Source organism: Paraburkholderia sp. JPY465, from assembly GCF_050436725.1.
Classification (GTDB): Bacteria; Pseudomonadota; Gammaproteobacteria; order Burkholderiales; family Burkholderiaceae; genus Paraburkholderia; species Paraburkholderia youngii.
Window position 1 is genome coordinate 3,225,285 of record NZ_JBNDMT010000003.1, and the last position, 25,661, is coordinate 3,250,945.

A 25,661-nucleotide genomic window follows, 5' to 3' on the forward strand; every position below is an offset into this window, starting at 1 on the left:
CTCCTCCTCTGATACTGGCTGCGGTTAAGTCGTGGCGTGGCCGCGCTGGCGCGTCGCCGCGCCAATCGCTGACATGTAATTTGGTTATCGGATGCGCGACGACAAAGCTTTAGTCCGGTGCAAGGAGGATCGAAAGCGCCGCTGGGCGGGCACGGAAGACGCGGCGCGAAGCCGTCGGCGCAAGCGCCGGCAGCGGCTTGCCGGATCGTCGGACGGGACTCATGCGGACCTTCGGGCAATCCTTCATGCAGTCCCAGGCGATCCCGCTCAGATCGACATCTGCGCGATGTCGTTGTACGCGGCGACCAGCTTGTTGCGCACCTGCAGTCCGAACTGGAAGCCGACGTTCGCCTTCTGCATATCGACCATCACGTCGTTCAGCGACACATTGGACGCGCCGAGTTCGAACGCCTGCGACTCACCGATCGCCTTCTGCTGGTCGCTGCTGATCTTGTCGAGCGAGGCCTTCAGCGCCGCCGCGAAGTTGGTCGGCGTCGCCGCGCCGGATTGCTCCGCCACGGGGCTCGCGCCGCCGGCCGCCTGCGCCGCCATCGCCTGCATCTGTTGCAGCGCCGACGATAGCGCGTTCACGGGCATGGTCATCTTTTTCTCCGTTGGATAGGCGATCGGAGCACCGGAAGGTGTATCGATCTGGACGAAAGCATAGCAGCGGCCCCTCGCGGAAAGTCCCGAAACTAGGGGGGAAACCCGGCTCTATTCAAGCAATCGGGTTGAGCGGCGCTGCGGATAATTTCAAAGGTGAAAGTCTCTGTCCGTCCGCCGAGCCCCGGCGCGGCATCACGGCAGAACGCCAAGGCATCCCCCGGAGAAACCCGACGCATGGATTCGTCAGCCAACTCGTTGATCAACCCCGACGCCCGCATGGGGCTCGCCGGCGCGCAGCCCGCAGCCGCTCAGACCGCGAGCGGCCCGGCCGGCGGCACGGCCGACCTCGGTGGCCTCGGCGGCCTCGGAGGTCTCGGCGGCAATTTCGGCCAGCGTCTGTCCGGACTCGCGCAGATGCGCGGCAACCCGCGCGCCCCGCTCGTGTTCGCGGTCGCGCTGCTGGTGGCGGTCGTCGCCGGTCTGTTCCTGTGGTCGCGCGCGCCTAGCTACAAGGTGCTCTACAGCAATCTGTCCGACCGCGACGGCGGCTCGATCATCGCCGCGCTGCAGCAGGCCAATATCCCATACAAGCTGTCCGAAAGCGGCACCGCGGTCCTCGTGCCGGCCGAGCAGGTCCACGAGACCCGCCTGCGCCTCGCCTCGCAGGGACTGCCGAAGAGCGGCTCGGTCGGCTTCGAGCTGATGGACAACCAGAAGTTCGGCATCAGCCAGTTCGACGAACAGATCAACTATCAGCGCGCGCTCGAAGGCGAACTCGAACGCACGATCGGATCGATCTCGAGCGTCAAATCGGCGCGTGTGCACCTCGCGATTCCGAAGCCGAGCGTATTCGTGCGCGACAAGGAACCGCCGTCGGCGTCGGTGCTCGTGAACCTGTACCCGGGCCGCGTGCTCGACGAAGGGCAAGTGGTCGCGATTACGCACATGGTGGCGTCGGCGGTGCCGCAAATGCCGGTGCGCGGCGTGACGATCCTCGACCAGGACGGCAACCTGCTCACGCAGCCAACCAACGGCAGCGGCCTCGATGCGACCCAGCTGAAGTTCCGCCAGCAGATCGAACGCAACACGCAGCAGCGCATCGACACGATCCTCGCGCCGCTGTTCGGCGCCGGCAACGCGCGCTCGCAGGTCAGCGCCGACATCGACTTCTCGCACAGCGAGCAGACTTCGGAGAAGTACGGCCCGAACGCCAATCCGCAGGACGCTGCGATCCGCAGCCAGCAGACGAGCAGCGCCACCGAAATGTCGCAGGGCGGCGCCTCGGGCGTGCCGGGCGCGCTGTCGAACCAGCCGCCGCAGCCGGCCTCCGCGCCGATCGTGGCCGGCAACGGCGCGAGCTCGGTGAGCACGACGCCGATCAGCGATCACAAGGATTCGACCACCAACTACGAGCTCGACAAGACCGTGCGTCACATCGACCAGCCGATGGGCGGCATCCGCAGGCTGACGGTCGCGGTGGTCGTCAACTATCTGCGGGTCGTCGATCCGAAGGGGCACGTGACGATGCAGCCGGTCAGCGCCGACAAGCTCGCGCAGATCACGCAGCTCGTGAAGGACGCGATGGGCTACGACGCGTCGCGCGGCGACTCGGTCAACGTGGTCAACAGCGCGTTCACCACCGACCTCGATCCGAACGCCGACCTGCCGTGGTGGCGCACCCCGGACATGCTCGCGCTCTACAAGCAGATCGCGACGTACCTCGGCATCGGCGCGGTGGCCCTGTTCCTCTACTTCGTGATGGTGAAGCCGGCGCTGCGCCGCGCCTTCCCGCCGCCCCCCGAGCCGGTGCCCGCGCTGATGTCGCCCGACGAGCCGGTGCTGCTCGACGGCATCCCGGCCGAGCAGCGCGACGGCGCGGTGGTCGAAATCGAAGCGGATAGCGAGAAGCTCGCGCTCGAAAACGCGAAGCACAAGTACGAGCGGAACCTGGAGTTCGCGCGCAACATCGCGCGTCAGGATCCGAAGATCGTAGCAACCGTCGTCAAGAACTGGGTGTCCGATGAGCGCTGAAGGCGTAGTGAAGAGCGCGCTGCTGCTGATGTCGATCGGCGAGGAAGAGGCGGCGCAGGTGTTCAAGTTTCTGGGCCCGCGTGAGGTCCAGAAAATCGGCGTCGCGATGGCCGCGCTGAAAAACGTCACCCGCGAGCAGATCGACGAGGTGCTGCAGGAGTTCGTGCGCGAGGCCGAGCAGCACACCGGCATGTCGCTCGATTCGAGCGATTACATCCGCTCGGTGCTGACCAAGGCGCTCGGCGACGACAAGGCCGGCGCGATCATCGACCGGATCCTGCAGGGCAGCGACACGAGCGGCATCGAAGGCCTGAAGTGGATGGACTCGTCGGCGGTCGCGGAACTGATCAAGAACGAGCATCCGCAGATCATCGCGACGATCCTCGTGCATCTGGACCGCGATCAGGCCTCGGAGATTGTGTCGTGCTTCCCGGAGCGCCTGCGCAACGACGTGCTGCTGCGGATCGCGACGCTCGACGGCATCCAGCCGGCCGCGCTGCGCGAGCTCGACGACGTGCTGACCGGCCTGCTGTCGGGCAGCGACAACCTGAAGCGCAGCCCGATGGGCGGCATCCGCACGGCGGCCGAGATTCTGAACTTCATGTCGAGCAACCACGAGGAAGGCGTGATCGAGAACGTGCGCCAGTACGACGCGGAGCTCGCGCAGAAGATCATCGATCAGATGTTCGTGTTCGAGAACCTGCTCGAACTCGAAGACCGCGCGATCCAGCTGCTGCTGAAGGAAGTCGAATCCGAGGCGCTGATCATTTCGCTGAAGGGCGCGGCGCCCGCGCTGCGTCAGAAGTTCCTGTCGAACATGTCGCAGCGCGCGGCCGAGCTGCTCGCCGAAGACCTCGACGCACGCGGCCCGGTGCGCGTGTCCGAAGTCGAAACGCAGCAGCGCCGCATCCTGCAGATCGTGCGCAACCTGGCCGAGAGCGGGCAGATCGTGATCGGCGGCAAGGCGGAAGACGCATATGTCTGATTCGAACGCCCCGGCAAAGGACAGCCTCTCGGCTTACCAGCGCTGGGAGATGGCGTCGTTCGACCCGGCCCCGCCGCCGCCCCCGCCGGCCGAACCCGAGTTCGACGAGCGCGCGTTCGAAGCCGAACTGGAGCGCCGCCGCGAAGCCGCGCATGCGCAGGGCGTCGCGTCCGGTCACGTGGCCGGCCAGGCGCTCGGCTATCAGGCGGGGTATGACCAGGGGCACGCGCAGGGTTTCGCGCAGGGCCAGACCGAGGCGCGCGAAGAAGCGATGCGGCTCGCCGCGCTCGCCGAAACTTTCAAGACCGCGCTCGATGGCGCGCAGCACGCGATCTCCGAAACGCTGATCGCACTCGCGCTCGACATCGCGCAGCAGGTCGTGCGCCAGCACGTGCAGCACGACCCAACCGCGTTGATCGCGGCCGCGCGCGAGGTGCTCGCGGCCGAGCCCGCGCTCTCCGGCGCGCCGGCGCTGATCGTGAGTCCCGCCGATCTGCCGGTGGTCGAGGCATATCTGCTTGAAGAATTGCAAACGCGCGGCTGGACCGTGCGCACCGATGCAGCGGTGGAGCGTGGCGGTTGCCGCGCGCAGGCCGGCACCGGTGAGGTCGACGCGGGCATCGACACGCGCTGGCAGCGCGTCGCCGCCGCGCTCGGCAAGGTGAGCACGTGGTGAAGCCGACACTCGACGAGATCCGCGCGAGCGACCTGACGCCGCTCGAACGCGAGCTCGCGTTGGCGTCGTTCGGCGCCGAGGCGCTGGCCGATGTCGATTCGTCCGGGTTTCCGGAGCCACCGGATGCGGCATTGCACGCTCCCGCGAGTGCGCATCTCGCAACAGGCGCGGCGGTGAGCCGCCCGTCCGCCGCGACGGACCACGCCGCTCACGCCCCGCACGCACCGTCCTACGATCCCGCGCTCGACAGCAATCCGCACGTGCAGGCATGGCGCGGCCAGCTCGACGCGCTGCGCGCGCGCAACGCGATCGCCAAGCCGCTGCGCGCGTGCGGACGTCTGACGCGCGCGGCCGGTCTGGTGCTCGAAGCGGTCGGGCTGCGTCTGTCGGTCGGCGCCGAAGTGATGATCGAGCTGCCGCCCGGCAGTTCGCTGCCGATGGCCGAAGCCGAAGTGGTCGGCTTCTCCGGCGACAAGCTGTTCCTGATGCCGACCACCGAGGTGATCGGCCTGTTGCCCGGCGCGCGCGTGTTTCCGCTCGAAAGCGCGCCGATCGCCGACCCGCTCGCCGGCGCGAAGCGTCTGCCGGTCGGCTGGGAATTGCTCGGCCGCGTGCTCGACGCATCGGGCCGTCCGCTCGACGGGCTCGGCCCGCTCGGCACGCAAACCGATGCGCCGCTTTCCGCGCCGGTCATCAATCCGCTCAATCGCGAGCCGATTCACAAGGTGCTCGACGTCGGCGTGCGCGCGATCAACTCGCTCTTGACCGTCGGCCGTGGTCAGCGCATGGGGCTGTTCGCGGGTTCGGGCGTCGGTAAATCGGTGCTGCTCGGCACGATGGCGCGCTACACCAGCGCCGAGGTGATCGTGATCGGCCTGATCGGCGAACGCGGCCGCGAAGTGAAGGAGTTCATCGAACAGATTCTCGGCGAGGAAGGTCTGGCGCGCTCGGTCGTGATCGCCGCGCCGGCCGACGTGTCGCCGCTGCTGCGGATGCAGGCCGCCGCGTACTCGACCTCGCTCGCCGAATACTTCCGCGATCAGGGCAAGCACGTGCTGCTGCTGATGGATTCGCTGACCCGTTACGCGATGGCGCAGCGCGAGATCGCGCTGGCAATCGGCGAGCCGCCCGCCACCAAGGGCTATCCGCCGTCGGTGTTCGCGAAGCTGCCGGCGCTGGTCGAGCGCACCGGCAACGGACCGGCGGGCGGCGGCTCGATCACCGCGTTCTACACGGTGCTCACCGAAGGCGACGACCAGCAGGACCCGATCGCCGACTCGGCGCGCGCGATTCTCGACGGCCACATCGTGCTGTCGCGCTCGCTCGCCGAAGCCGGCCACTACCCCGCGATCGATATTGAAGCGTCGATTAGCCGGGCAATGACCGCGTTGATCGACGATAACCATCTGAATAAAACGCGTATGTTCAAGCAGATGCTGTCGCGCTATCAGCGCAACCGCGATCTGATCAACGTCGGCGCCTATTCGGCCGGGCGCGACGCGCTGCTCGATCGCGCGATCGCGCTGTATCCGCGGATGGAAGCGTTCCTGCAGCAAGGCTTTCGCGAGTGCGCGAACTTCCAGCCGAGCATCGACATGCTGAACGCGCTGTTTGCTTAGGGCCGAGGAGGCTGACGATGTCGAAACACTTCCCGATCAAGACGCTGATCGGTCTCGCGCAGGACGACGTGGACGCCGCCGCGCAGCGGCTCGGCCGCGCGCAGCGCGAGCGCAACGACGTACAGGCGCAACTCGATGCACTCGTGCAGTACCGCAACGAATACTACGCACGCTTCACCGAGAGCGCGCAGTCGGGCATGCCCGCCGGCAACATGCGCAACTTCCAGGCGTTCCTCGACACGCTCGACGGAGCGATCGAGCAGCAGCGCAACCTGCTCGCGGCGGCGAGCGCGCGCGTCGAGATGGCGAAGCCCGACTGGCAGCGCCAGAAGCAGAAGCTCGGCTCGTACGAAGTGCTGCAGGCACGCGGCGAGGCGGCCGAGGCGAAGGTTGCGGCGCGGCGCGAACAGCGCGACGCCGACGAATTCGCGGCGCGAAGTCTGCGCATGCGAGCCGACGGCGCGTGAGGCCTCGCCTCACGGTTAATGCCTGACGGCACACCCGTTTGACCGATTCACAGGATTCTTTATGTCGCTTCTTTCACAGATCGGTTCGCAACTGAGCACGCTGCTCGACGCGAGCAGCAATGGGTCGAGCAACGCAGCCTCGAACGCCGCCAGCTCGACCCCGTTCGCGCAGACCTTGCAGCAAAGCATCGACCAGCAGAACAGCGCGAATCAACAGCAAACCAGTTCAGCGACGGCATCGCAAGCCTCGGCACCGCGCGCGCCCAGCGGACCCAGCGCAGCCGCGCCCGCTCCTTCGCGGCAGAGCGCGAGCAGCAGCCAGAACGCCAGCGGCACGACGAGCAACGCGTCGAGCAGCAGCGCGTCATCGTCGTCCACTACGTCGACCACGCCCACGCAGCAGGCATCGAACAGCCAGTCGACCACGACGCAGACGAAGCAGCAAGACACCAAGGCGCAGACCGACGCCGGCGCGCTCGCCGCCGCGGCGGCTGCCGCCCAGGCCCAGGCGCAAGCGCAAGCGCAGGCACAGGCCCCCGTCAACAACGCCGATGCGAACGCGACCACCGCGACCGATGCCGCAAGCTCCGCGGCTGACGCGGTGAGCGCGCTGGCCGGCACGGCCACGAGCGCGCTCACGGCCGCCACGGCGAGCGGGAAAGGCGCGGTCGATCCGAAGTCGCTGCAGGATGCGTTGCAAAGTGCGCTGTCCGCGCTATCGAGCGGCCAGGGCGCGGTGCCTGGGGCGGCGCTCGCAAGCGGCGCGGCTGCGAAGGCCGCGAGCGTATCGAGCGCGGTACGCGGCCTTAGCAACCCGAAAAACGACCTGAACGGCACCGCGGACGACAAGACGCCCAGCACCGGCAAGGGCGCCTCGACCACCCATACGACGCCGGCGACCGCAACGGCCGCCGCGACCGCGCTGGCCGATCCGTCGACAGCGAAGTCGGCCGCCGACGCAATGAGTGCCGCGGCCGCGACGAACGGTCAGGCGGACAACGTTGCCTCGGCGCGCAGCGCGTCCGAGGCGGCGAACACCGCGCTGGCCGCGGCGCAAGCGGCAGCGAACGCCGCCAGCACGACGGCGGCGGTGCAGACCACCGGCAACGCGAGTGCTGCCGCAGCCGCGAACGCGTTGACACCGCAGGTCGGCACGAGCGCGTGGGAAGAAGCGCTGAGCCAGAAGGTGGTGTTCTTGTCGAATGCGCATTCGCAGAGTGCTGAGCTGACGCTCAATCCGAAGGATCTGGGGCCGTTGCAGGTCGTGTTGCAGGTGGCGGATAACCATGCGCATGCGCTGTTCGTGTCGGAACACCAGTCGGTGCGGGAGGCAGTGGAGGCGGCGTTGCCGAAGCTTCGCGAGGCGATGGAGTCCAATGGGATTGGGCTTGGCAGTGCCAGTGTGAGTGATGGGTTTGCCCGGCAGAGCGGGCAACAGCAGCAGCAGAGCGCTGGCGCGGGTGGGGGGAATGGGAAGGGAGGCGGTGGTGGTAGTGGTGGCTCCCTTGCAGGGGACGGCTCGGGGGACTCCAGCGATGCCATCGCTAATGTTGCCGTGCGGCAGCAGGTTGGATTAGTCGATACGTTTGCCTAGAGCGAGGCGGGCGCTTCTTTTTCGTTGTTCTGGCTTTCTTGGCCTTTCCTTGCTTTGTTATCGGTCTATTGGCGTTGCCCCTGTGCGGGGCGGCACCTACTTTCTTTGCTGCTGCAAAGAAAGTAGGCAAAGAAGACAGCTCAAACCGCAAGCTCATAAGCGGGTCCCCTGGCTTGGCAGGGGTAGTGGTGCATCTGGAATCCGTGCCCCCGCACATTCCCCGTTCGTGACAAAGCATCATCCTTCCCACTCCGCACTACGTGCGTCGCGGACGAGTCTGCCTGGGAAACCAATGGTTTGGCCCGCGCAGCGGGGCCGTTGGCTGCGCCTCGGCGATGCGCTGAAACAACCGGTGATTTTGGAGCGGGGCTTCGGCGCGCATGACGCCGCCGGAAGAATGACTGCCTTGTCACTAGCGCGGAATGTGCGAGAGCACGGATTCCAGATGCACCACTACCTCACGCACACCGAGGGACCCGCTTAAGAGCTAGCGGTTTAAAGCTGTCTTCTTTGCCTACTTTCTTTGCAGCAGCAAAGAAAGTAGGTGCCGCCCCGCACAGGGGCAACGCTAATAGACCGATAACAAAGCAAGGAAAGGCCAACAAAACAAAGAACAAAGCCAAGAAAAACAACCAAAAACTAGAAACAGCCAGAAATAGCCAGAAATAGCCCTTCTTTTCGACCCATAGCGCCGCAGGCAAATCAACAACAATCACCCTAACCCTTACTACGCCAGCACCAGGCTGGCAAACCAAATGGCAACCACGACCGCCCCGCAACAAGCCGCGCCCGCCTCGCCGGGCCCCATGAAGCGCATCATCCTGATCGTCCTCATTGCGCTGATCGCAGCGGGCGCTGCCGGTGCCGGCATGTGGTTCTTCATGTCGAAGCGCGCACCCGTCGCCGTTTCGGCCGAAGCCGCGCCGGCGCTGTCCGCCGCGCCGCTGTTCTTCCCGCTCGAATCGATGACCGTCAACCTGCAATCGAACGACGGCCAGCAACACTTCCTGCGCATCGGCCTCACGCTGAAGCTCGGCGACGCCGGCACCCAGCAGGCGCTCACCGATCACATGCCGGAAGTGCGCAGCCGCATCCTGCTCGCGCTGTCGAACAAGCACCCCGAAGAACTCGCGCCGCTCGAAGGCAAGCGCGCGCTCGCCGAAGAGCTAAAGACGCTGATCACCGAGCCGACCGAGCGGGGCGCCGCACCGATCCGCGTGCAGGACGTGCTGTTCACCGAGTTCGTCGTGCAGTGACGTGACCTTGTCCAGCGCTGCCATCATCAATCGCCACGGGACGCACGAGGAAAAGCAATGAGCCACGAAGAGTTCATGTCCCAGGAGGAGGTCGATGCCCTTCTGAAGGGCGTCACCGGCGAATCCGACACGGAATCCGAGCAAAACGATCGCACGGGCGTACGCCCGTACAACATCGCGACGCAGGAACGCATCGTCCGTGGCCGGATGCCGGGCCTCGAAATCATCAACGACCGCTTCGCGCGCCTGTTGCGCGTCGGCATTTTCAACTTCATGCGGCGCTCGGCGGAAATCTCCGTCGGCCCGGTGAAGGTGCAGAAGTACAGCGAATTCACGCGCAATCTGCCGATCCCGACCAACCTGAACCTGGTCCACGTGAAGCCGCTGCGCGGCACGTCGCTGTTCGTGTTCGATCCGAACCTCGTGTTCTTCGTGGTCGATAACCTGTTCGGCGGCGACGGGCGTTTTCATACGCGCGTCGAAGGACGCGATTTCACGCAGACCGAGCAGCGCATCATCACGAAGCTGCTCAATCTGACGTTCGAGCACTACACCGCGTCATGGAAGAGCGTGCGCCCGCTGCAGTTCGAATACGTGCGCTCGGAAATGCACACGCAGTTCGCCAACGTCGCGACGCCGAACGAAATCGTCATCGTCACGCAGTTCTCGATCGAGTTCGGCTCGACGGGCGGCACGCTGCACATCTGCATGCCCTACTCGATGATCGAGCCGATCCGCGACGTGCTGTCCTCGCCGATCCAGGGCGAAGCGATGGACGTCGACCGCCGCTGGGTGCGCGTGCTGTCGTAGCAGGTGCAGGCTGCCGAAGTGCAGCTGACCGCCGACCTCGCGCAGGTGCCGGTCACGTTCGAACAGATCCTGAACATGCGCAAAGGCGATGTTCTGCCGATCAACATCCCCGAGCACATCACTGCGAAAGTCGACGGCGTGCCGGTGATGGAATGCGGCTACGGAATTTTCAATGGTCAGTACGCGTTGCGGGTCCAGAAGATGATCAGCGCAGCCGACACGATGAAGGAAGGTGGATATGAGTGACCTGAACGCAAAGCCCGAGAGCGATCTCGAGGCCGCCGAGCAACTCGCCGCCGGCGCGCTGTCCGCCGCGGAAGACGACGCGGCGATGGACGACTGGGCCAGCGCGCTCGCCGAGCAGAACGGCAACGCCGAGGTCAACCCGGCCGCGGCCGGTGTGTTCCAGCCGCTGTCGAAGGTCGAACCGACCACGACGCACAACGATATCGACATGATCCTGGACATCCCCGTCCAGATGACGGTCGAGCTCGGCCGCACCAAGATCGCGATCCGCAATCTGCTGCAGCTCGCACAGGGCTCGGTCGTCGAGCTCGACGGCATGGCGGGCGAGCCGATGGACGTGCTCGTCAACGGCTGTCTGATCGCGCAGGGCGAAGTGGTGGTCGTCAACGACAAGTTCGGTATCCGGCTGACCGACATCATCACGCCGTCCGAACGCATCCGGAAACTCAATCGATGAAACGTTTGGCAGGTCGCGGCGTGTTGCTCGCGGCGCTCATCGCGTCCAGCGTCGCGCACGCCGCCGACATGAACGCGGTCAACAACGCCGCGAAGATCGCCTCGGGTGTCGGCGCGGGTAGCGCGGTGCCGGCGCTCGGCGTCGGCGCGGTGCTGCAAACCTTCGTCGGGCTCGCGGTCGTGATCGGCCTCGTGTTCGGCTGCGCATGGCTCGCGCGACGCTTCGGCCTGCAACCGGGCCAGCGCGGCGGCCTCGTGAAGACGGTCGGCGGCGCTTCGCTCGGCGGCAAGGAGCGCGTCGCGGTCGTTGAGATCGGCGATACGTGGCTCGTGCTCGGCGCCGCGCCCGGCAACGTGCGGCTGCTGCATACGATGCCGGCGGGTTCCGTCGCAGCCGATACGGTTGTCCCTTCGGCCGCGCCGCTTTCCGGCACCTTTGGTCAACGCTTTCGCGACGCCCTGAAGGGCGAAGTGGGCAAACGTTTCAACGCGCACCGCGGCGGGGATCGGTAATGCAGGTCAGTTTCAGGCAGTCAGGTTGTTTCTTCACGCTAATGCGCGGTGCGGCGCGCGCGCTCCCCGCAGCGCTTCGACTCGCGCTGCCGGCACTGCTGGTCGCGCTGCCGACGCTGTCGTTCGCGCAAACCGCCGGCCTGCCGGCCTTCACGACGAGCCCCGGCCCGAACGGCGGCACGACCTACTCGCTGAGCGTGCAGACGATGCTGCTGCTCACGATGCTGTCGTTCCTGCCCGCGATGGTGCTGATGATGACGAGCTTCACGCGCATCGTGATCGTGTTGTCGCTGCTGCGCCAGGCGCTCGGCACGACCACGACTCCGCCGAACCAGGTGCTCGTCGGTCTTGCGCTGTTTCTGACGTTTTTCGTGATGTCGCCGGTGCTCGATAAGGCCTATAACGAAGGCTACAAGCCGTTTTCGGAAGGCACGCTGCCGATGGACCAGGCGGTCTCGCGCGGCGTCGCGCCGTTCAAGACCTTCATGCTGCGTCAGACCCGCGAAAGCGACCTCGCTCTGTTCGCGCGCATCTCGCACGCGGCGCCGATGCAGGGGCCCGAAGACGTGCCGCTGTCGCTGCTGGTGCCGTCGTTCGTGACGAGCGAGTTGAAAACCGGCTTCACGATCGGCTTCACGATTTTCATTCCGTTCCTGATCATCGACATGGTGGTCGCGAGCGTGCTGATGTCGATGGGTATGATGATGGTGTCGCCGGCGACGATCTCGCTGCCGTTCAAGCTGATGCTGTTCGTGCTCGTCGATGGCTGGCAGTTGCTGCTCGGCTCGCTCGCGCAGAGCTTCGTCTGATTATTTTCGACTCCTCGTTCTTGAGGTACCCACGATGACACCCGAAGCAGTCATGACGCTGGCCCACCACGCCATGTACATCGGCCTCATGATGGCCGCCCCGCTGCTGCTCGTCGCGCTCGTCGTCGGTCTGGTCGTGAGCCTGTTTCAGGCGGCCACGCAGATCAACGAGAGCACGCTGTCGTTCATCCCGAAGCTGCTCGCGATCGCGGCCACGCTGGTGATCGTCGGTCCGTGGATGCTGACCACGATGCTCGACTATCTGCGCCACACGCTCACCAGCATTCCGACGCTCGTCAACTGAGCGCCGCTCGCACGTCCGCCCTCCCCGCTCCATGTTCACGGTCACCTACGCGCAACTGAACGTCTGGCTGACCGCGTTCCTGTGGCCGTTCGCGCGCATCGCCGCGCTGATCGCGACCGCGCCGGTGTTCGGAAATACGTCGCTGCCCTCGCGCGTGAAAATCGGCCTCGCCGCGTTCACGACGATCATCGTCGCGCCGACGATCGGCGCGCTGCCGCAGGTCACCGTGTTTTCGGCGGACGGCGTGTGGATTCTCGCCAACCAGTTCCTGATCGGCGTCGCGCTCGGCGTGACGATGCAGATCGTGTTCCAGGCGATCGACGCAACCGGCTACTTCATCGGCCTCGGCATGGGTCTCGGCTTCGCGACCTTCTTCGACCAGCAGGCGACCGGCTCGGGCGTCGTGATCTCGCGCTATATGACGACGATCGCGACGCTGGCGTTTCTCGCCGTCGATGGTCATCTGCAGATGATCGCCGCGCTCGTCACGACGTTCCAGTCGGTGCCGGTGTCGGCCAACCTGCTCGCGCCGCACGGCTGGCAGACGCTGGCGAACTGGGGCAGCTCGATCTTTTCGGCGGGGCTGCTGCTGTCGTTGCCGGTCGTCGTCGCGCTGCTGATCGCCAACCTGGCGCTCGGCATTCTCAATCGCGCGGCGCCGCAGATCGGCGTTTTCCAGATCGGCTTTTCGCTGACGATGCTGGTCGGTCTGCTGCTCGTGCAACTGATGCTGCCGAACATGATCCCGTTCTTCGTGCGGCTGTTCGATAGCGGCATCGATGAGATGGGACGGGTCGCGGCGGCGCTGAAATAACCCGGAAAATCCCGGACATAAAAAAAACCGGCTCGAGTTCATCGCGCCGGTTTTTTTATTGCGCCGCCGAAGCGGCATCAGTTGTTGATGTACTGGAACAGCGACATGTTCTGGATTTGCACGAACGCTTGCTGCGAAGCCTGCAAGGCCGCCTGCTGCATCGTGTACTTGCTGATCGTCGAGACCATGTCGGTCTGCGTCAGGTCCGCGAGATTGCTTTGCGTTTGCAGCGAGTTGGTCTGTGTGACCGTTTGCAGCGCCTTGACTTCCTGCTCGCGGCCGCCCACCGATGCCTGCACCGCGGTGATGTTGTCCAGCGTGTTGCCGAGCTGCGACAGGCCCGTGTTCAACGCGTTCTGCAGCGTCGCCGCGGCCGCGGGGTTGCCGTTCACCGGCTGCTGGAGCGCGGTGATCATCGCGTTCAGGTTCGCGAATACGTTGGTGCCCGCCTGGTTGGCCGGCTGCACGGTGAATGTGTCGTTGGCGGCCGGTGTGCCTGTGATCTGGACCTTTTGGCCGGCGATCGTGATGTCCGAGCCTGACGTGTATGGCTGGGCCGTAGCAACCGGGGCGTTGGTGGTCGTGTCGGTGATCGTGTACGTGAGCGAGCTGCCGCTGCCGCTGAACTGGATCTGGTAGGCGTCCGCATTCCCCGCGTTGGTCGGATCGTTGACCGACACCGCGCCGATCACGCCGCTGCCCGTATTGGCCGAATTGCCCGAGGCGATCGACTGCGCGTTGGTCGCGCCGACGCTCATGAACACCGCCAGCCCATTGTCGCCGGTCGCGACCGCGTTGCTATCGGTGACCTGCACGGTGCGCGAGCCGGTGTCGCCCGTATAGGTGACGTTGCCGGCCGCATCGGTCGTGAAGGCCTGGGTCGAATTCTGGAAGCCGGCGAACAGCGCATTTCCGGAGCCGTCGGTCGCATTCGCGTAGGTGAGGAGCTGGTCGCGCAGCGTGGTCAGCTGCGCGGCGATCGCCGTGCGGTCGGCGTCGTTCAAAGCGCCGTTGCCGGCGCGCAGGCCCAGCGTGTTCGCGCTTTGCAACGTCGTGATGACGGTGGACAGCGTCGAGTCCTCGGCCTGCAACGACGTGAGCGCCGCGGTCTGGTTCGTCGTGTACTGCGACAGCGCGGCCGCCGTCGAGCTGAGCTGCACGGCCTGCGCGGCGCCGAGCGGATTGTCGGCGGGCGTGGTGAGGCTCTGGCCGCTCGAAATTTCCTGATAGATCTGCGACAACTGAGCCTGCTGATTGCTCATGTTCGCGACGTTCATGCTGAAGTACTGCTGGGAAGAAATTCGCATGGTTCAACGCCTTACGAAAAGATGCCAAGCAAAGTCTGGAACAGCGTCTGCGCCGTCTGGATGACCTTGCTGTTAGCCTGATAGAGCTGCTGGTATTGAAGCAGGTTAGCCGCTTCCTCATTGATATTGACGCCCGACACCGACTGCTGCGCCGACGTGATCTGCGTGACGAGCGAGGTTTGCGTCGTCGCCATCGCCTGGATCTGCGTGGCCTGGTTGCCGATGTTGTTGACGTAGCTCGCGTACGCGCTCGTCAGGGTCGCGGTGCCGCCCGCGAGCACCTGTGCCTTCGTCAGGTTCGACAAGAGTTGCGCGTTGCGGCCGTCGTTGGTCGCGCCGGTGTTCGGTCCGATCGTGAACGAGTCGCCGTTGGCTGGCGTGCCGCTGATCGTGACCGTCACGTTGTTCATCACGCCCGCGTTCGTCGAGTTGGTCGGGTTGGTGATGGTCAGCGTCGCGCCCGAATTCGGCGAGTACGGCACTGCGTCCGCTGCCGTGTTGATCGTGTACGACGTGGACGGCGAGCCGGCGACCGTCACCACCGAGCCGATCGGGAAACCGGTGAGGCCGGTGCCCGCGGTGTAGATGATCTTCGACGCGCTGGTCGGCGCGCTGTAGCCGGCCGATACCGTACCTTGCGTAATCGTCGCGCTGCCGGTGTTCGACGTCGACGCCGACGCGAGCACCGGCGCCGCGGCCGCGATCGCCGAGCCCGCCGTGGTGGTCAGCGCGAAGCCGTTCAGCGCGCCGCGGGTCGGCTCGACAGTGAACGAGTCGCCGGCGTTCATCGTGCCGCTCGCGACCGAGAACTGCAGGCCGCCGATCGGGTTGGTCAGGGCCGCCGCCGAACCGACGATGCTGCCCGTCTGGTTGTCGGTCAGCGTGTAGGCGCTGCCGTTGTACGACAGCGTGTAGTCGCCCGTGGTCGGCTGGCTCGCGTTGGCGAACGAGACGCCGAGCGTCGCGGTGCCGCTGTTCTGCGAGTTCGCGTACACGGTCGGCGAGCCGACGGTGAACAGCGCGCCGCCCGCGGTGCCGTTCAGCGTCAGGCCGAGTTCGTTCTGCGCATTGACCTGCGCGGCGAAGCTGGTCGCGATCGCACCGAGTTGCGCCTCGGCCGGATCGAGCGTTTGCGAGCGGAATTGCACCAGGCCGCCCAGCGTGCCGCCGGACACGCTGCTGTCGGACAGCGTCTGCGGAGTCGGGGTGGGCTTCGCGCCAACCTGGCCGAGATACTGGACCGACAGCTCGGTCGGATCGGCCGACGAAGTCGCCGTGCCGAGGTTGAAGCTGTTGCCGGCCAGCACGAGCGGCTGTCCGTTCGACATGAACAGGCTATAGCTGCCGTTGTCCTGCACGACCGACACGCCGATCAGCTGCGATAGGTTCGACACCGCCAGGTCGCGTTGGTCGAGCAGCTGGTTCGGCGGTTGGCCCTGGCTGCTCGCCTGCGTGATCTGCGTATTCAGCGACGCGATCTGCGCCGTGAAGGTGTTGATCTTCGTGACCGCGTCGCTCATCTGCGTGTTGACGCTCGCGCGCAACTGGTCGTATTGCTGGCCAGCCGCGTTGATCTGGTTCGCGAGCGTCTGTGCGTCGCTGATCGCGGTTTGTCGCGTCGCCACGCTCGACGCGTCGTTGGCGACGTTCTGCAGCCCCGTGAAGTAACCGCTGATCGCGCTCGCGATCCCCCCAGTCGGACTGCCGACGAGGTTGTTGAGCTGGCTGATCATCGTGTTGTACGTGCTGAGCGAGCTGCTCCACGACTGCGCGTTGTTGAGCTCGGTCGTCAGGTACTGGCTATACGCGCGCGTTATGGTGTCGGTGGAGACGCCCATCGGCATGTAGCCGGAGCCCGTATAGTTGCCGCCCACCTCCGAATACACCGGAGTTTCCATCGTATAGCCGGGCGTCGACGCATTGCTGATGTTCTCACCAGTCGTCGTCAAACCCCATTGGGCCGCGTTGAGTCCGCTAAGGCCGATATTCAACAGATTGCTGGACATGCGTCATCCTGAAGGGCGGCATCGCAGACATGCCACCGTGTTAGTGGAACATCCTCTTTAACGGCCCGTGGTGCGAAAAATTGAGGGCCATTCCACCTCGTTTGCGCTCGCCGCGATGTTGCCGCGCGATTGCGTCCACTGCTTGTGCAACGTTTGCTTCGCCGGCCAAAAAACGTTCGCGCGGTGCCGCGCGTCTCGCGCACGGCCGCCGCGCGTTCGGCTCGCGGCTCAGCGCGCGAGCGAGCGGCGCTTCATTTCGAGCTGGGTGATCAGCCGCTGCAGCGTGTTTTCCGCGCTGCCCGGCAGCGACAGGAAACGGAAGCCGAGCTGATAGCGCTGCGTGCCGTTCGGCATCGCGAGCGAGCGATGCGACACGAGCTGCAAATCGAGCGACAGACGGCCGAGCGCGCCCAGCGTGAGCTCGCAGTCCATCAGGCGGGCGCCCATCGGCAGTTCGGCAACGCGCAGGTCGGCCGTGCGCATGCCGACGCCGCCGAGCGACAGGTCGTGCACCTCGAAGCGGAACGTGTCGCCGTCGGGCAGACGGCCCGTACACATGAACGGGTCGAGAATCGGCGCGGCGACGCGGAAGTATTCGCGGCGCTGCACGTAGAACAGCACCTCGGGGAAGTCGGCCTCGAACGCCGGCATTCCTTCGAAGCGCGTCTCGCGCGGCGTCGGCGTCGCGAACTCGACGCGCACGCCGTCGGGCGACGCGTGGAACTGGCAACGCGGGGCGCTGAGCAGCCCCTTGTTCTGCTCGGGGAGCGCGCCCCAATCGAAGGTGAAGGTGCGCTCGCGCACGTCGACATCGAGCAGGCGCGTGACGAGCTGGCCGCCCGCAGATTCGACCGTGAGGAAATCGCCGCGATTGACGATATTGCGCAGCTGCACGCCGATTTCCAGCGGATTGCGGCGGCCGAAATCGGAAGGGCTCTCGTCTTGCGGGACGTGCGGCTGACCGTTCGTGTCAATCAGGCCGTTCGACTGGTTCATATCCATGGGCTTGCCGGTAAGCATGTTCTTGCGGGCACGTGCCAGGGCCTAGCCATCGACTCTGAGGGTCTTCATGCAAAGCCGCAGCACACGCGTTCGACCGGACCTTGCAGCGCTGTTCCGGTATCGGGTCTAACTCGTTAGCGGCAGCATGGAGCCAAAATTTAGGGGCTCAATTTAAATATTCGCCGGAAAAGTTCGCGCAAACGTTAAAAGCGTATCCGCCCCATTTCCGGCGTTCAATCAGCCCATTTTCTGCATGATTGACAGCAGCTTTTTCGCGTAATGCGGGTCGGTCGCATAACCGGCGCGCTGCATGCCGTTCGCGAAACCGTTCACGTCGCGCGACGAATTGAGCACCTGTGCGTAACGCGGATTGTTCTTCAACAGGCGCGCGTAATCGGTCATCGCTTCCTCGTACGAGTCGTACGCGCGGAATTTCTCGACCGTGCGATGCGGCTTGCCGTTCACGTATTCGGTCGTGGCCGTCGACACGGTCTTGCCGGTCCAGTCGTTGCCCGCCTTGATGCCGAACACGTTGTGGCTGGTCGAGCCATCGGCCTTCTTGATCTCGCTCTTGCCCCAGCCCGATTCGAGCGCGGCCTGACCGATGATGAAGCGCGCCGGAATGCCGGTCGCCGCGCTCGCGGCCTGCGCCGGCGCGGCGAGCTTGTCGACGAACGCATCGACCTTCGGCGAGCTGCCGTCGCCGCGCGTCGGCGGCGTCAGCGCGCTATTGGCCGAGTAGCCGCGGCCCAGCGCGAGCTGGCCGTTGGCTTGGGCGTTGCCGTACGCGCGCGCGAGCGCGTTGAGCGCGGCGCTCTGGCCTTCGTCGCCGCCGCCGCCGACGCCGCCGACGCCGCCGACGCCGCCGCCGAGCGCGTTGGCCATGCCGGCGAGACCACCCGCCGCGCCCGCGCCGTTCGCGCCACCCACCTGCATGCCCTGGTTGCGCATCAACTGCTTGAGCATCGCGTCGGCGACGCCGATGCCTCGCTTGGACAGCTGTTGCGCCATCTGCTGGTCCATCATCGACGTGAAGGTCGCCGTGTCGTGCGAATCGAACGGGCTGTCCTGCGGCGTCGCATCGCGCATGCTCTTCAACATCATCTGCGTGAACACGGCGTCGAACTGCTGCGCGGCCATCTTCATGCCGGCTTGCGGCGAAGCCTTGGCCTGCGCGCTCAGTGCGCCGAAGCCCTGGACGTCGAGCGCAAACCGGCTGGTCAGGTCGCCGGCGGAGTTGATGCCATTGGTCGGATCGGAATTCATCTCGTGTGCTCCTTAGATGATTTCAAGCTCGGCGCGCAAGGCACCGGCTGCTTTCATGGCTTGCAGGATCGACATCAGATCCGCGGGCGTCGCGCCGAGCGCGTTGAGCGCCTTCACCACTTCGGCGAGGTTCGCTCCGGCGTTCACGAGTTTCAGCGAGCCGTTGTCCTGCTTCATCTGGATCTGCGACTGCTGCGCGACCACCGTGCGGCCGTTCGAGAACGCGCCCGGCTGGCTCACCACCGGCTGCGTATTGATCACGACCGACAGATTGCCGTGCGCGACCGCGCAGCTTTGCAGCGTGACCATCTGGTTCATCACGATCGAGCCGGTGCGCGCGTTCAGGATCACCTTCGCGGCCGCCTGCCCGGGGCGCACTTCGAGGTTCTGCAATTGCGCCATGAACGACACCTGCTGCTGCGGATCGGCCGGCGCGCGCAGCTGGATGGTGCGGCCGTCGAGCGCGGTCGCGGTGCCGCTGCCGAACGCGTTGTCGATCGCCGCGACCACGCGCTGCGTGGTGTCGTAGTCCATGTCGTTCAGGTCGAGCTGCATCATGCCCGCCTGCGACACCGCGGTCGGCACCGCGCGCTCTACGATCGCGCCGCCGGTGACGCGCCCCGCGGCCAACTGGTTGACCTGCACCTTGCTGCCGTTCGCGCTCGCGCCCGCGCCGCCCACGGCGACGTTGCCCTGGCCGAGCGCATACACCTGGCCGTCGGCGCCCTTGAGGGGCGTGAGCAGCAGCGTGCCGCCGCGCAGGCTCTTCGCATTGCCGAGCGACGACACGGTGATGTCGATCGCTTCGCCCGGCCGCGCGAACGGCGGCAGCACCGCGGTCACCATCACGGCGGCGACGTTCTTCAACTGGATGTTCGACAGCGACGACTGCGAGTTGCTCGAGCCGGCCGCCTGGTTGTTGATCGAGATGCCGAGGTTCGCGAGCATGTTCGCGAGCGTCTGCGTCGTGAACGGCGTCTGCGTGGTCTGGTCGCCGGTGCCGTCGAGGCCGACCACGAGGCCGTAGCCGATCAGCGGGTTGTCGCGCACGCCCTGGATTTGCGCGAGGTCCTTCAGGCGCTCGGCATGCGCGGGCGTCGCGGCCGGCAGCGCCGCGCAGGCGAGCACGACGAACATCAGTGCGCGGCCCGCGCGCGACAGCGTGTTGAAAACAGTACCCATGATCACCACGGCGCCACGTTGAGGAAGAACCGCTGCAGCCAGCCCATGGTCTCCGCTTCGTTGATGTAGCCCTTCGCGGAGTATTCGATCTTCGCGTCGGCGACCTGGGTCGAGTACACGGCATTCAGGCTCGAAATCGTGTTGGGGTTGACGACACCCGAAAAGCGCACGAACTCGTTGCCCTGATTGATCATCATCTGTTTCTCGCCGCTCACGATCAGATTGCCGTTGGCCTGCACGCCGGTCACAGTCACGGTGATCGTGCCGTTGAACGTGTTCGACGCGTTCGCGCCGCCAGTACCGGCAAAACCGTTGGCGCCGCTTGCGCTCAGGTTGGTCTTGGCGAACAGCCCGCTGAGAAAGCCCGCGGTCGGCACGCTCAAGTTCGTGCTGCCATTGCGACTCGCATTCGCGCCCGAGTTCTTCGTTGCGTTGATGTTCTCGGCGATGACGATCGTGATGATGTCGCCCACGTTGCGCGGCCGCTGATCTTCGAATAGCGGACGGCCCGCGAAGCCCGGGTTGTAGATCGAGCCCGGCGCCTGTGCCTGCGGCGGCACCGGCGGCAGCGCGGTCATCGGCTGCTGGATGCTCGGTTGCTTCGGCACGAGCGCGCAGCCGCCGAGCGCGGCGAGCAGCGTGAGCTGCACGAGCGCGACGGCCGTGCGCGAATGAACCGGAGTGCGAGTGGAATGCGACATCATCGTTTACCGCCTTAAATTTCCAGTCCTCAAACCGGCATCTGGCTCAAGGTCTGCAGCATCTGGTCGGAGGTCGTCACGGCCTTGCTGTTGATTTCGTACGCGCGCTGCGTCTGGATCATGTTCACCAGCTCCTGCACGACGTTCACGTTCGACGCTTCCACGTAACCCTGGTTGAGCGTGCCCGCGCCGTTCAGACCCGGTTGCGCCACGTTCGGCGCGCCCGAGGACGCCGTCTCCGCGAACAGGTTCTCGCCCTTCGAGTCGAGGCCGGCCGGGTTGATGAAGGTCGCGAGCTGCATCGTGCCGAGCTGCTGCGTATTGCTCGATCCGGCCACGGTGATCGACACCGCGCCGTCGCTGCCGATCGTCAGCGAGGTCGCGTTGGCGGGAATCGTGATCGCCGGAATCACCTGGTAGCCGCTCGCCGTGACGAGCTGACCCTGCGCGTTGGTCTGGAACGAGCCGTCGCGCGTGTAGGCCGTCTGGCCGTCGGGCATCTGCACCTGGAAGAAGCCCGCGCCGTTGATCGCGACGTCCTTCGAGTTGCCGGTCTGCTGCAGGTTGCCCTGCGTGTACAGACGCTCGGTCGCGACCTGTTGCACGCCGGTGCCGAGCTGAATGCCGGACGGCAGCTCGGTTTGCTGCGTCGAGTTCGCACCCGGCTGGCGGATGGTCTGATACAGCAGATCCTCGAACACCGCGCGCGAGCCCTTGAAGCCGTTGGTGCTGACGTTCGCGAGGTTGTTCGAGATCACGTCCATCTGCGCCTGTTGCGCATTCATGCCGGTGGCGGCGATATAGAGTGAGCGGTTCACTTATGGTTCTCCTGGTCTCGGGGCGAGCCTCGTAGGGCACCCCGTGGCAATCCGTTAGCTGAAGCTGAGAATCTGGTTGGCGGACTGATCGTTCTTGTCGGCGTTTTGCAGCAACTGCGTCTGCATCTGGAACTGGCGCGCGTTGGTGATCATCGAGACCATCGCGCTCACCGGATTCACGTTGCTGCCTTCGAGCGACGCCGGCGCGAGCGTCACGGTCGGATCGGCGTCGGCGGGGTTGCCGTCGGCGGTGCGAAACAGACCGTCATCGCCGCGCGTGATCGACTGCGGATCGGGATTGACGAGCTTCAGCTGATCGATGGTGACGACCGCGGTGGGCGGATCGCCCGGCGTCAATGCCGTCACCGTGCCGTCCTTGCCGATCGTGATCTGCGCGCCCGGCGGCACCGATACCGGCCCGCCGTTGCCGAGCACGACCTGATTGGTCGCGTTCACGAGCTGGCCGTTTTCGTCGATGTGCAGATTGCCCGCGCGCGTGTAGGCCTCGTTGCCGTCGGCGGTCTGCACCGACAGCCAGCCGGCCCCCTGAATCGCGACGTCGAGCGGATTGCCGGTCTGCTGGATCGGCCCCGGCGTGTAGTCGGCGCCCGGTGTCGACGACAGCACGAAGGTGCGGGTCGTGTTGTCGTTGATCGTGCTGCCGTCGCCGAACGACATCGGCACGGCGCGGTAGGTTTCGAGCTGCGCGCGAAAGCCCGTGGTCGACGCGTTCGCGAGGTTGTTCGCGACGATCGCCTGCTGTTCGAGCGCTTGCGCGCTGCCCGACATCGCGGTGTAGATCAGCCGATCCATGAAGAGGTCCCGTTGGCTTACAGGTTGATCAGGGTCTGGTCGACGGCCTGCTGGGTCTTGATCGTCTGCGCGTTCGCCTGATAGTTGCGCTGCGCGGTGATCAGGTTGACCAGCTCGCTCGTCAGATCGACGTTCGAGTTCTCGACCGCGCCGCCTTGCAGCACGCCGTGATTGGTCGAACCCGGCGTCGAGATCTGCGCGACGCCGGAGGCCGACGTCTGGCCGTACTCGTTGTTGCCGAGGTTGACGAGACCGTTCTGGTTCGCGAAGTTCGCGAGCACGATCTGGCCGAGCGCCGCGGTCTGGCCGTTCGAGTAGTTGCCGGTCAGCGTGCCGTCGGCACCGACCGTGAAGCTGGTCAGCTGGCCCGCCGCGTAGCCGTTGGTGGACAGGCTGTTCACGCCGTTCTTGCCGCCGTACTGCGTGGTGCCAGCCATGTTCAGCGTGACGCTCTGCGGCGTGCTCGAACCGTCGGTGTTCGGCAGCGACATGGTGAACGCGCCGAGCGTCGCGGTCGCGAGGCCGGTCGTCGCGTCGGTCGTGCTGACCAGCGTGCCCGACGAATTGAAGTTCGCGGTGCCGATCAGCGAAGCGGTGCCGTTCGACGGGCCCGCGTACACGTTCCACGTGCCCGAGCCCGTCTTCGCGAAATACATGTTGACGGTCTGCGAGCCGCCCAGCGAATCGTAGACCGTCGTGCTCGTCGAGTAGTTGTAGGTCGTCGAGCTGGCCTGGTTGAACGTGGTTGGGTTCGGCGCAACCGTATAGCTGTCACCCGCCGTCGGCGTACCGCTGAAGGTGATGCTCTCGCCGTTGCCGAGCGTGATCGCCGTGCCCGCAGTGAAGGTCTGCGGGGCGCCGGGCGTGCCGGCCCCGACCGTGACCGTATAGTGGGTCGGGTCGGTGAAGTTAATCGTGTACGTGTCCGTGTTGCTGCCCGCGGCCGCGTTAGTAATCGTCGCGCCGGTCGTGCTCAGCCCTGCGCTGTTCCCGGCGCCGGGCGTCACGATCGGCGCGCCGAGCATGATGTCGCCCTGCGCGTTCAGGTTCAGGCCCGCGGTGATCGAGGTGGTCGCCTGCGGCGCGATGTTCGCGGTCGGCACGGTCAGCGGCACGGTCTGCGCGGTGTTGATGATGCCCGAGCTACTGGCCGCATAACCCATCAGCTGCAAGCCCTGCGCGTTCGTGATGTAGCCGTTCTTGTCGAGCTGGAACACGCCGTTGCGCGAATACACCAGCGTGCCGTTGTCCGACAGCTGGTAGAAGCCGTTACCGTTGATCGCGACGTTCAGCGCCTGGTTCGTCGTCGTGATCGTGCCTTGCGAGAACTGCTGCTGCACTTCGGAGAGTTTCGTACCGATGCCGATCTGCTGGCTCGTCGCGGTCGCGACCGAATTGGCGTACATGTCGGCGAATTCCGCGGTGCCGCTCTTGAAACCGACCGTGTTGGCGTTGGCGATGTTGTTGCCGATCACGTCGAGATCGCTCGACGACGCCGACAGACCGCTCAAACCTGTTTGATAGCTCATGACGTACTCCGTATCTGGAAAGTCGTAACTGGATGGATCCGGATTACAGGATCGCGGCGACGCTGGTCAGGCCGACCGTCGTGCCGTTCGACAGCACGAGGCCCGGCGTGCCGCTGCTCTGCTGGACGATGCCTTGGACCGTCGCGCTGGTGAGCGTGGTGGCCGTCGCCTGCTGGCCGTTGATCGTGCCGGTCGCGGTAATCGTGTAAGTGCCGTCGGGCAGCGTGTTGCCTGCCGTGTCGGTCGGTGTCCAGCCAACCGGAACCGTGCCGGCCGACTGCTTGCCGAGATCCAGCGTGTTGACGATCGTGCCGGCCGAGTTCTTTACGACGATCTGCAGGTCGCTCACGGCATTCGCGAGCGTGACGCCGAACTCGTTCGCCTTGCCGCTCGACACCGTGACCGAGTTGCCCGGTGCGAGCACGGTCGAGCCGATCAGCAGCGCGGACTGCGCCTGCTGGCTGGCCGACAGCTGCGTCGACAGCGAGGTCAGCGAGGTATTGAGGTTGCTGATGCCCTGCACCGTGCTGATCTGGGCAAGCTGCGAGGTCATCTGCGAGCTGTCCATCGGATTGGTCGGGTCCTGGTTCTTCAGCTGCGCGACAAGCAGTTGCAGGAAGGTGTTCTGCAGGTCCGAGGCCGAGGTGCCCGAGGTGCCGTTCGTCGAGCTGCTGTTCGTGCCGTTCATCGTGTCGAGCAGCGTCTGCGAAACGGTCGTGCCGTTGCTGCCGATCGTGGTGTTGGTGGTCAAAGGCTCTCTCCTCAGGTTCCGATCGTGAGCGTTTTCAGCATCAGGGTTTTGGCCGTGTTCAGCGTTTCGACGTTGGCCTGGTACGAGCGCGAGGCCGAGATCATGTTGACCATCTCCTGCACCGGGTCGACGTTGGGCAGCGTCACGTAGCCGTTCGCGTCGGCGGCCGGATTGCCCGGGTCGTACGCGGTCTTCATTGGCGACGGATCGTCGACCACGCCGGTCACCCGCACGCCGCCGACCTGCTGGCCGGAGCGCGTGCGCGCGCCGCCGATCGGGTTCACCGCGAATATGACCTGCTTGGCCTTGTACGGCTGACCGTCGGGGCCCGTCGTACTGTCCGCGTTGGCGAGGTTCGACGCCGTCACGTTGAGTCGCTCCGACTGCGCCGACATCGCGGAACCCGCGACACCAAAAATATTCATCAGGGATGGCATGTTTCCTGACCTCTCCTGCCGGTTCGCACCGGCTTCACGTTAAGTCCCGTAGCGTTTCTGTTCGTGCGTGCATGCTGCCTGTGTTCAGCTGCTATGCGCCCTGCTCGTGCGGCGTACTCGTGCCCGGCTTACGACGAGCCCGACGTGATCGCCGACAGCATCGTCTTGATCTGGTTCGACACGACCGTCATACCCGACTGGAAGTGCACCGTGTTGTCGGCAAACTGCACACGCTCGACGTCGACGTCGACCGTGTTGCCGTCGAGCGCCGGCTGCAGCGGCATGCGGTATTGCAGGTTGCCGTAGTCGTCGGGGCTGCCGCCCGTCGGGGTCAGCCTGGCCTTGCCGCTCATGTGGCCGGCCTCGGTCGTGTTCATCGACATGCCGCTCGTCACGCCGGCGGGTTGCGCCATTGCGAGCGTCGTGTTGTTCGACGCGCCCTGCCCGGCGGTGCTGCGGCCCGTTTTCTTCAGCGCGCCGGCGAGCGACGACGCGAAGTCGATATCGCGCGCCTTGTAGCCGGGCGTGTCGGCGTTCGCGATATTCGACGACAACAGTTCCTGCCGGTATGCGCGTACATCCAGCGCCTGCCGGCCGAACGCGAATTCGGCATCGAGTTTGTCCAGCATCGGAATCTCCCGAGAACGTTTCCAAGGCCGTCCC

Annotated in this window: 26 protein-coding genes and 1 pseudogene; 13 read left to right on the top strand and 14 right to left on the bottom strand. The window is 65.6% G+C overall.

Annotated features, from left to right (window positions below; genetic code table 11):
- Positions 1 to 267 precede the first annotated feature (267 nt).
- A complete protein-coding gene (gene fliE / locus QFZ94_RS29525) occupies positions 268 to 603 on the bottom strand; it encodes a flagellar hook-basal body complex protein FliE (RefSeq protein ID WP_368587566.1) in 336 nt (111 codons plus the stop codon).
- A gap of 237 nt (positions 604 to 840) precedes the next feature.
- Between fliE and fliF the strand changes: the two genes are divergently transcribed.
- The 6 genes from fliF to QFZ94_RS29555 all read left to right on the top strand — a co-directional run bounded on the left by fliF (position 841) and on the right by QFZ94_RS29555 (position 7,978).
- Positions 841 to 2,637 (top strand): flagellar basal-body MS-ring/collar protein FliF, encoded by a 1,797-nt coding sequence (gene fliF, locus QFZ94_RS29530; protein ID WP_429461224.1) that lies wholly within the window; start codon positions 841 to 843, stop codon positions 2,635 to 2,637.
- Positions 2,627 to 3,622 (top strand): flagellar motor switch protein FliG, encoded by a 996-nt coding sequence (fliG, locus tag QFZ94_RS29535; RefSeq protein ID WP_368587564.1) that lies wholly within the window; start codon positions 2,627 to 2,629, stop codon positions 3,620 to 3,622. The genes fliF and fliG overlap by 11 nt, the downstream gene beginning before the upstream one ends.
- A complete protein-coding gene (gene fliH, locus QFZ94_RS29540; protein ID WP_429461226.1) occupies positions 3,615 to 4,298 on the top strand; it encodes a flagellar assembly protein FliH in 684 nt (227 codons plus the stop codon). Before fliG ends, fliH begins: the two co-directional genes overlap by 8 nt.
- Complete coding sequence (gene fliI, locus QFZ94_RS29545) at positions 4,292 to 5,917, top strand: flagellar protein export ATPase FliI (RefSeq protein ID WP_429461228.1); 1,626 nt, start codon at positions 4,292 to 4,294, stop codon at positions 5,915 to 5,917. Before fliH ends, fliI begins: the two co-directional genes overlap by 7 nt.
- A gap of 17 nt (positions 5,918 to 5,934) precedes the next feature.
- Positions 5,935 to 6,384, top strand: a complete 450-nt coding sequence (gene fliJ / locus QFZ94_RS29550) for a flagellar export protein FliJ (RefSeq protein WP_013090850.1) — start codon at positions 5,935 to 5,937, stop codon at positions 6,382 to 6,384.
- Between the two features lie 61 nt (positions 6,385 to 6,445).
- A complete protein-coding gene (locus QFZ94_RS29555; protein ID WP_429461230.1) occupies positions 6,446 to 7,978 on the top strand; it encodes a flagellar hook-length control protein FliK in 1,533 nt (510 codons plus the stop codon).
- 458 nt (positions 7,979 to 8,436) lie between these two features.
- Here the strand turns inward: QFZ94_RS29555 and QFZ94_RS29560 are convergent, their stop codons facing one another.
- Positions 8,437 to 8,694: a hypothetical protein gene (locus QFZ94_RS29560; protein WP_429461232.1), complete on the bottom strand. Its 258-nt coding sequence runs from the start codon at positions 8,692 to 8,694 to the stop codon at positions 8,437 to 8,439.
- A gap of 39 nt (positions 8,695 to 8,733) precedes the next feature.
- Here QFZ94_RS29560 and fliL point away from each other — a divergent pair, with 39 nt between their 5' ends.
- From fliL to fliR, 7 genes and pseudogenes are all read left to right on the top strand, one after another.
- Positions 8,734 to 9,234: a flagellar basal body-associated protein FliL gene (gene fliL, locus QFZ94_RS29565; protein WP_429461234.1), complete on the top strand. Its 501-nt coding sequence runs from the start codon at positions 8,734 to 8,736 to the stop codon at positions 9,232 to 9,234.
- 57 nt (positions 9,235 to 9,291) lie between these two features.
- Positions 9,292 to 10,290: pseudogene (gene fliM, locus QFZ94_RS29570) on the top strand (flagellar motor switch protein FliM).
- Positions 10,283 to 10,747 carry a flagellar motor switch protein FliN gene (fliN, locus tag QFZ94_RS29575; protein ID WP_368585683.1) on the top strand — a complete coding sequence of 155 codons (465 nt, stop codon included), beginning with the start codon at positions 10,283 to 10,285 and terminating at the stop codon, positions 10,745 to 10,747. The pseudogene fliM and the gene fliN overlap by 8 nt, the downstream one beginning before the upstream one ends.
- Positions 10,744 to 11,259, top strand: a complete 516-nt coding sequence (fliO, locus tag QFZ94_RS29580) for a flagellar biosynthetic protein FliO (RefSeq protein ID WP_429461236.1) — start codon at positions 10,744 to 10,746, stop codon at positions 11,257 to 11,259. The genes fliN and fliO overlap by 4 nt, the downstream gene beginning before the upstream one ends.
- Positions 11,260 to 11,300: 41 nt before the next feature.
- A complete protein-coding gene (gene fliP / locus QFZ94_RS29585; RefSeq protein WP_368585686.1) occupies positions 11,301 to 12,068 on the top strand; it encodes a flagellar type III secretion system pore protein FliP in 768 nt (255 codons plus the stop codon).
- Between the two features lie 34 nt (positions 12,069 to 12,102).
- Positions 12,103 to 12,372, top strand: coding sequence for a flagellar biosynthesis protein FliQ (gene fliQ / locus QFZ94_RS29590; protein ID WP_368585681.1), 270 nt, complete (start codon positions 12,103 to 12,105; stop codon positions 12,370 to 12,372).
- A gap of 31 nt (positions 12,373 to 12,403) precedes the next feature.
- Positions 12,404 to 13,186 (top strand): flagellar biosynthetic protein FliR, encoded by a 783-nt coding sequence (gene fliR, locus QFZ94_RS29595; protein ID WP_410852513.1) that lies wholly within the window; start codon positions 12,404 to 12,406, stop codon positions 13,184 to 13,186.
- Between the two features lie 77 nt (positions 13,187 to 13,263).
- On the opposite strand, the gene flgL is transcribed toward fliR, so the two are convergent.
- The 12 genes from flgL to flgB form a co-directional block, all read right to left on the bottom strand.
- Positions 13,264 to 14,493 carry a flagellar hook-associated protein FlgL gene (gene flgL, locus QFZ94_RS29600; protein WP_368585679.1) on the bottom strand — a complete coding sequence of 410 codons (1,230 nt, stop codon included), beginning with the start codon at positions 14,491 to 14,493 and terminating at the stop codon, positions 13,264 to 13,266.
- Positions 14,494 to 14,504: 11 nt separating this feature from the next.
- Positions 14,505 to 16,499 carry a flagellar hook-associated protein FlgK gene (flgK, locus tag QFZ94_RS29605; protein WP_429461239.1) on the bottom strand — a complete coding sequence of 665 codons (1,995 nt, stop codon included), beginning with the start codon at positions 16,497 to 16,499 and terminating at the stop codon, positions 14,505 to 14,507.
- A gap of 228 nt (positions 16,500 to 16,727) precedes the next feature.
- Complete coding sequence (locus QFZ94_RS29610) at positions 16,728 to 17,501, bottom strand: flagellar brake protein (RefSeq protein ID WP_429461241.1); 774 nt, start codon at positions 17,499 to 17,501, stop codon at positions 16,728 to 16,730.
- 237 nt (positions 17,502 to 17,738) lie between these two features.
- Complete coding sequence (gene flgJ / locus QFZ94_RS29615) at positions 17,739 to 18,767, bottom strand: flagellar assembly peptidoglycan hydrolase FlgJ (RefSeq protein WP_429461243.1); 1,029 nt, start codon at positions 18,765 to 18,767, stop codon at positions 17,739 to 17,741.
- A gap of 12 nt (positions 18,768 to 18,779) precedes the next feature.
- A complete protein-coding gene (locus tag QFZ94_RS29620; protein ID WP_429461245.1) occupies positions 18,780 to 19,949 on the bottom strand; it encodes a flagellar basal body P-ring protein FlgI in 1,170 nt (389 codons plus the stop codon).
- 2 nt (positions 19,950 to 19,951) lie between these two features.
- Positions 19,952 to 20,650, bottom strand: coding sequence for a flagellar basal body L-ring protein FlgH (flgH, locus tag QFZ94_RS29625; protein ID WP_429461247.1), 699 nt, complete (start codon positions 20,648 to 20,650; stop codon positions 19,952 to 19,954).
- 29 nt (positions 20,651 to 20,679) lie between these two features.
- A complete protein-coding gene (flgG, locus tag QFZ94_RS29630; RefSeq protein ID WP_429461249.1) occupies positions 20,680 to 21,468 on the bottom strand; it encodes a flagellar basal-body rod protein FlgG in 789 nt (262 codons plus the stop codon).
- Positions 21,469 to 21,522: 54 nt separating this feature from the next.
- Entirely contained in the window at positions 21,523 to 22,281 is a 759-nt protein-coding gene (flgF, locus tag QFZ94_RS29635; RefSeq protein ID WP_368585673.1) for a flagellar basal-body rod protein FlgF, read from the bottom strand.
- A gap of 17 nt (positions 22,282 to 22,298) precedes the next feature.
- Positions 22,299 to 23,810, bottom strand: a complete 1,512-nt coding sequence (locus QFZ94_RS29640) for a flagellar hook-basal body complex protein (protein ID WP_429461252.1) — start codon at positions 23,808 to 23,810, stop codon at positions 22,299 to 22,301.
- 43 nt (positions 23,811 to 23,853) lie between these two features.
- Positions 23,854 to 24,561: a flagellar hook assembly protein FlgD gene (locus QFZ94_RS29645; RefSeq protein ID WP_368585671.1), complete on the bottom strand. Its 708-nt coding sequence runs from the start codon at positions 24,559 to 24,561 to the stop codon at positions 23,854 to 23,856.
- A gap of 11 nt (positions 24,562 to 24,572) precedes the next feature.
- Positions 24,573 to 24,998, bottom strand: coding sequence for a flagellar basal body rod protein FlgC (gene flgC, locus QFZ94_RS29650; RefSeq protein WP_013090881.1), 426 nt, complete (start codon positions 24,996 to 24,998; stop codon positions 24,573 to 24,575).
- A gap of 128 nt (positions 24,999 to 25,126) precedes the next feature.
- Positions 25,127 to 25,627, bottom strand: coding sequence for a flagellar basal body rod protein FlgB (gene flgB, locus QFZ94_RS29655; RefSeq protein WP_368585670.1), 501 nt, complete (start codon positions 25,625 to 25,627; stop codon positions 25,127 to 25,129).
- Positions 25,628 to 25,661: the final 34 nt, after the last annotated feature.

Excerpts from the sequence above, each read along its gene's own strand:
- fliE (WP_368587566.1), bottom strand. The coding sequence starts at position 603 with ATGACCATGCCCGTGAACGCGCTATCGTCGGCGCTGCAACAGATGCAG.
- fliF (WP_429461224.1), top strand. The coding sequence starts at position 841 with ATGGATTCGTCAGCCAACTCGTTGATCAACCCCGACGCCCGCATGGGG.
- fliG (WP_368587564.1), top strand. The coding sequence starts at position 2,627 with ATGAGCGCTGAAGGCGTAGTGAAGAGCGCGCTGCTGCTGATGTCGATC.
- fliH (WP_429461226.1), top strand. The coding sequence starts at position 3,615 with ATGTCTGATTCGAACGCCCCGGCAAAGGACAGCCTCTCGGCTTACCAG.
- fliJ (WP_013090850.1), top strand. The coding sequence starts at position 5,935 with ATGTCGAAACACTTCCCGATCAAGACGCTGATCGGTCTCGCGCAGGAC.
- QFZ94_RS29555 (WP_429461230.1), top strand. The coding sequence starts at position 6,446 with ATGTCGCTTCTTTCACAGATCGGTTCGCAACTGAGCACGCTGCTCGAC.
- fliL (WP_429461234.1), top strand. The coding sequence starts at position 8,734 with ATGGCAACCACGACCGCCCCGCAACAAGCCGCGCCCGCCTCGCCGGGC.
- fliN (WP_368585683.1), top strand. The coding sequence starts at position 10,283 with ATGAGTGACCTGAACGCAAAGCCCGAGAGCGATCTCGAGGCCGCCGAG.
- fliO (WP_429461236.1), top strand. The coding sequence starts at position 10,744 with ATGAAACGTTTGGCAGGTCGCGGCGTGTTGCTCGCGGCGCTCATCGCG.
- fliP (WP_368585686.1), top strand. The coding sequence starts at position 11,301 with ATGCGCGGTGCGGCGCGCGCGCTCCCCGCAGCGCTTCGACTCGCGCTG.
- fliQ (WP_368585681.1), top strand. The coding sequence starts at position 12,103 with ATGACACCCGAAGCAGTCATGACGCTGGCCCACCACGCCATGTACATC.
- fliR (WP_410852513.1), top strand. The coding sequence starts at position 12,404 with ATGTTCACGGTCACCTACGCGCAACTGAACGTCTGGCTGACCGCGTTC.
- flgL (WP_368585679.1), bottom strand. The coding sequence starts at position 14,493 with ATGCGAATTTCTTCCCAGCAGTACTTCAGCATGAACGTCGCGAACATG.
- flgK (WP_429461239.1), bottom strand. The coding sequence starts at position 16,499 with ATGTCCAGCAATCTGTTGAATATCGGCCTTAGCGGACTCAACGCGGCC.
- QFZ94_RS29610 (WP_429461241.1), bottom strand. The coding sequence starts at position 17,501 with ATGGATATGAACCAGTCGAACGGCCTGATTGACACGAACGGTCAGCCG.
- flgJ (WP_429461243.1), bottom strand. The coding sequence starts at position 18,767 with ATGAATTCCGATCCGACCAATGGCATCAACTCCGCCGGCGACCTGACC.
- QFZ94_RS29620 (WP_429461245.1), bottom strand. The coding sequence starts at position 19,949 with ATGGGTACTGTTTTCAACACGCTGTCGCGCGCGGGCCGCGCACTGATG.
- flgH (WP_429461247.1), bottom strand. The coding sequence starts at position 20,650 with ATGTCGCATTCCACTCGCACTCCGGTTCATTCGCGCACGGCCGTCGCG.
- flgF (WP_368585673.1), bottom strand. The coding sequence starts at position 22,281 with ATGGATCGGCTGATCTACACCGCGATGTCGGGCAGCGCGCAAGCGCTC.
- QFZ94_RS29640 (WP_429461252.1), bottom strand. The coding sequence starts at position 23,810 with ATGAGCTATCAAACAGGTTTGAGCGGTCTGTCGGCGTCGTCGAGCGAT.
- flgC (WP_013090881.1), bottom strand. The coding sequence starts at position 24,998 with ATGCCATCCCTGATGAATATTTTTGGTGTCGCGGGTTCCGCGATGTCG.
- flgB (WP_368585670.1), bottom strand. The coding sequence starts at position 25,627 with ATGCTGGACAAACTCGATGCCGAATTCGCGTTCGGCCGGCAGGCGCTG.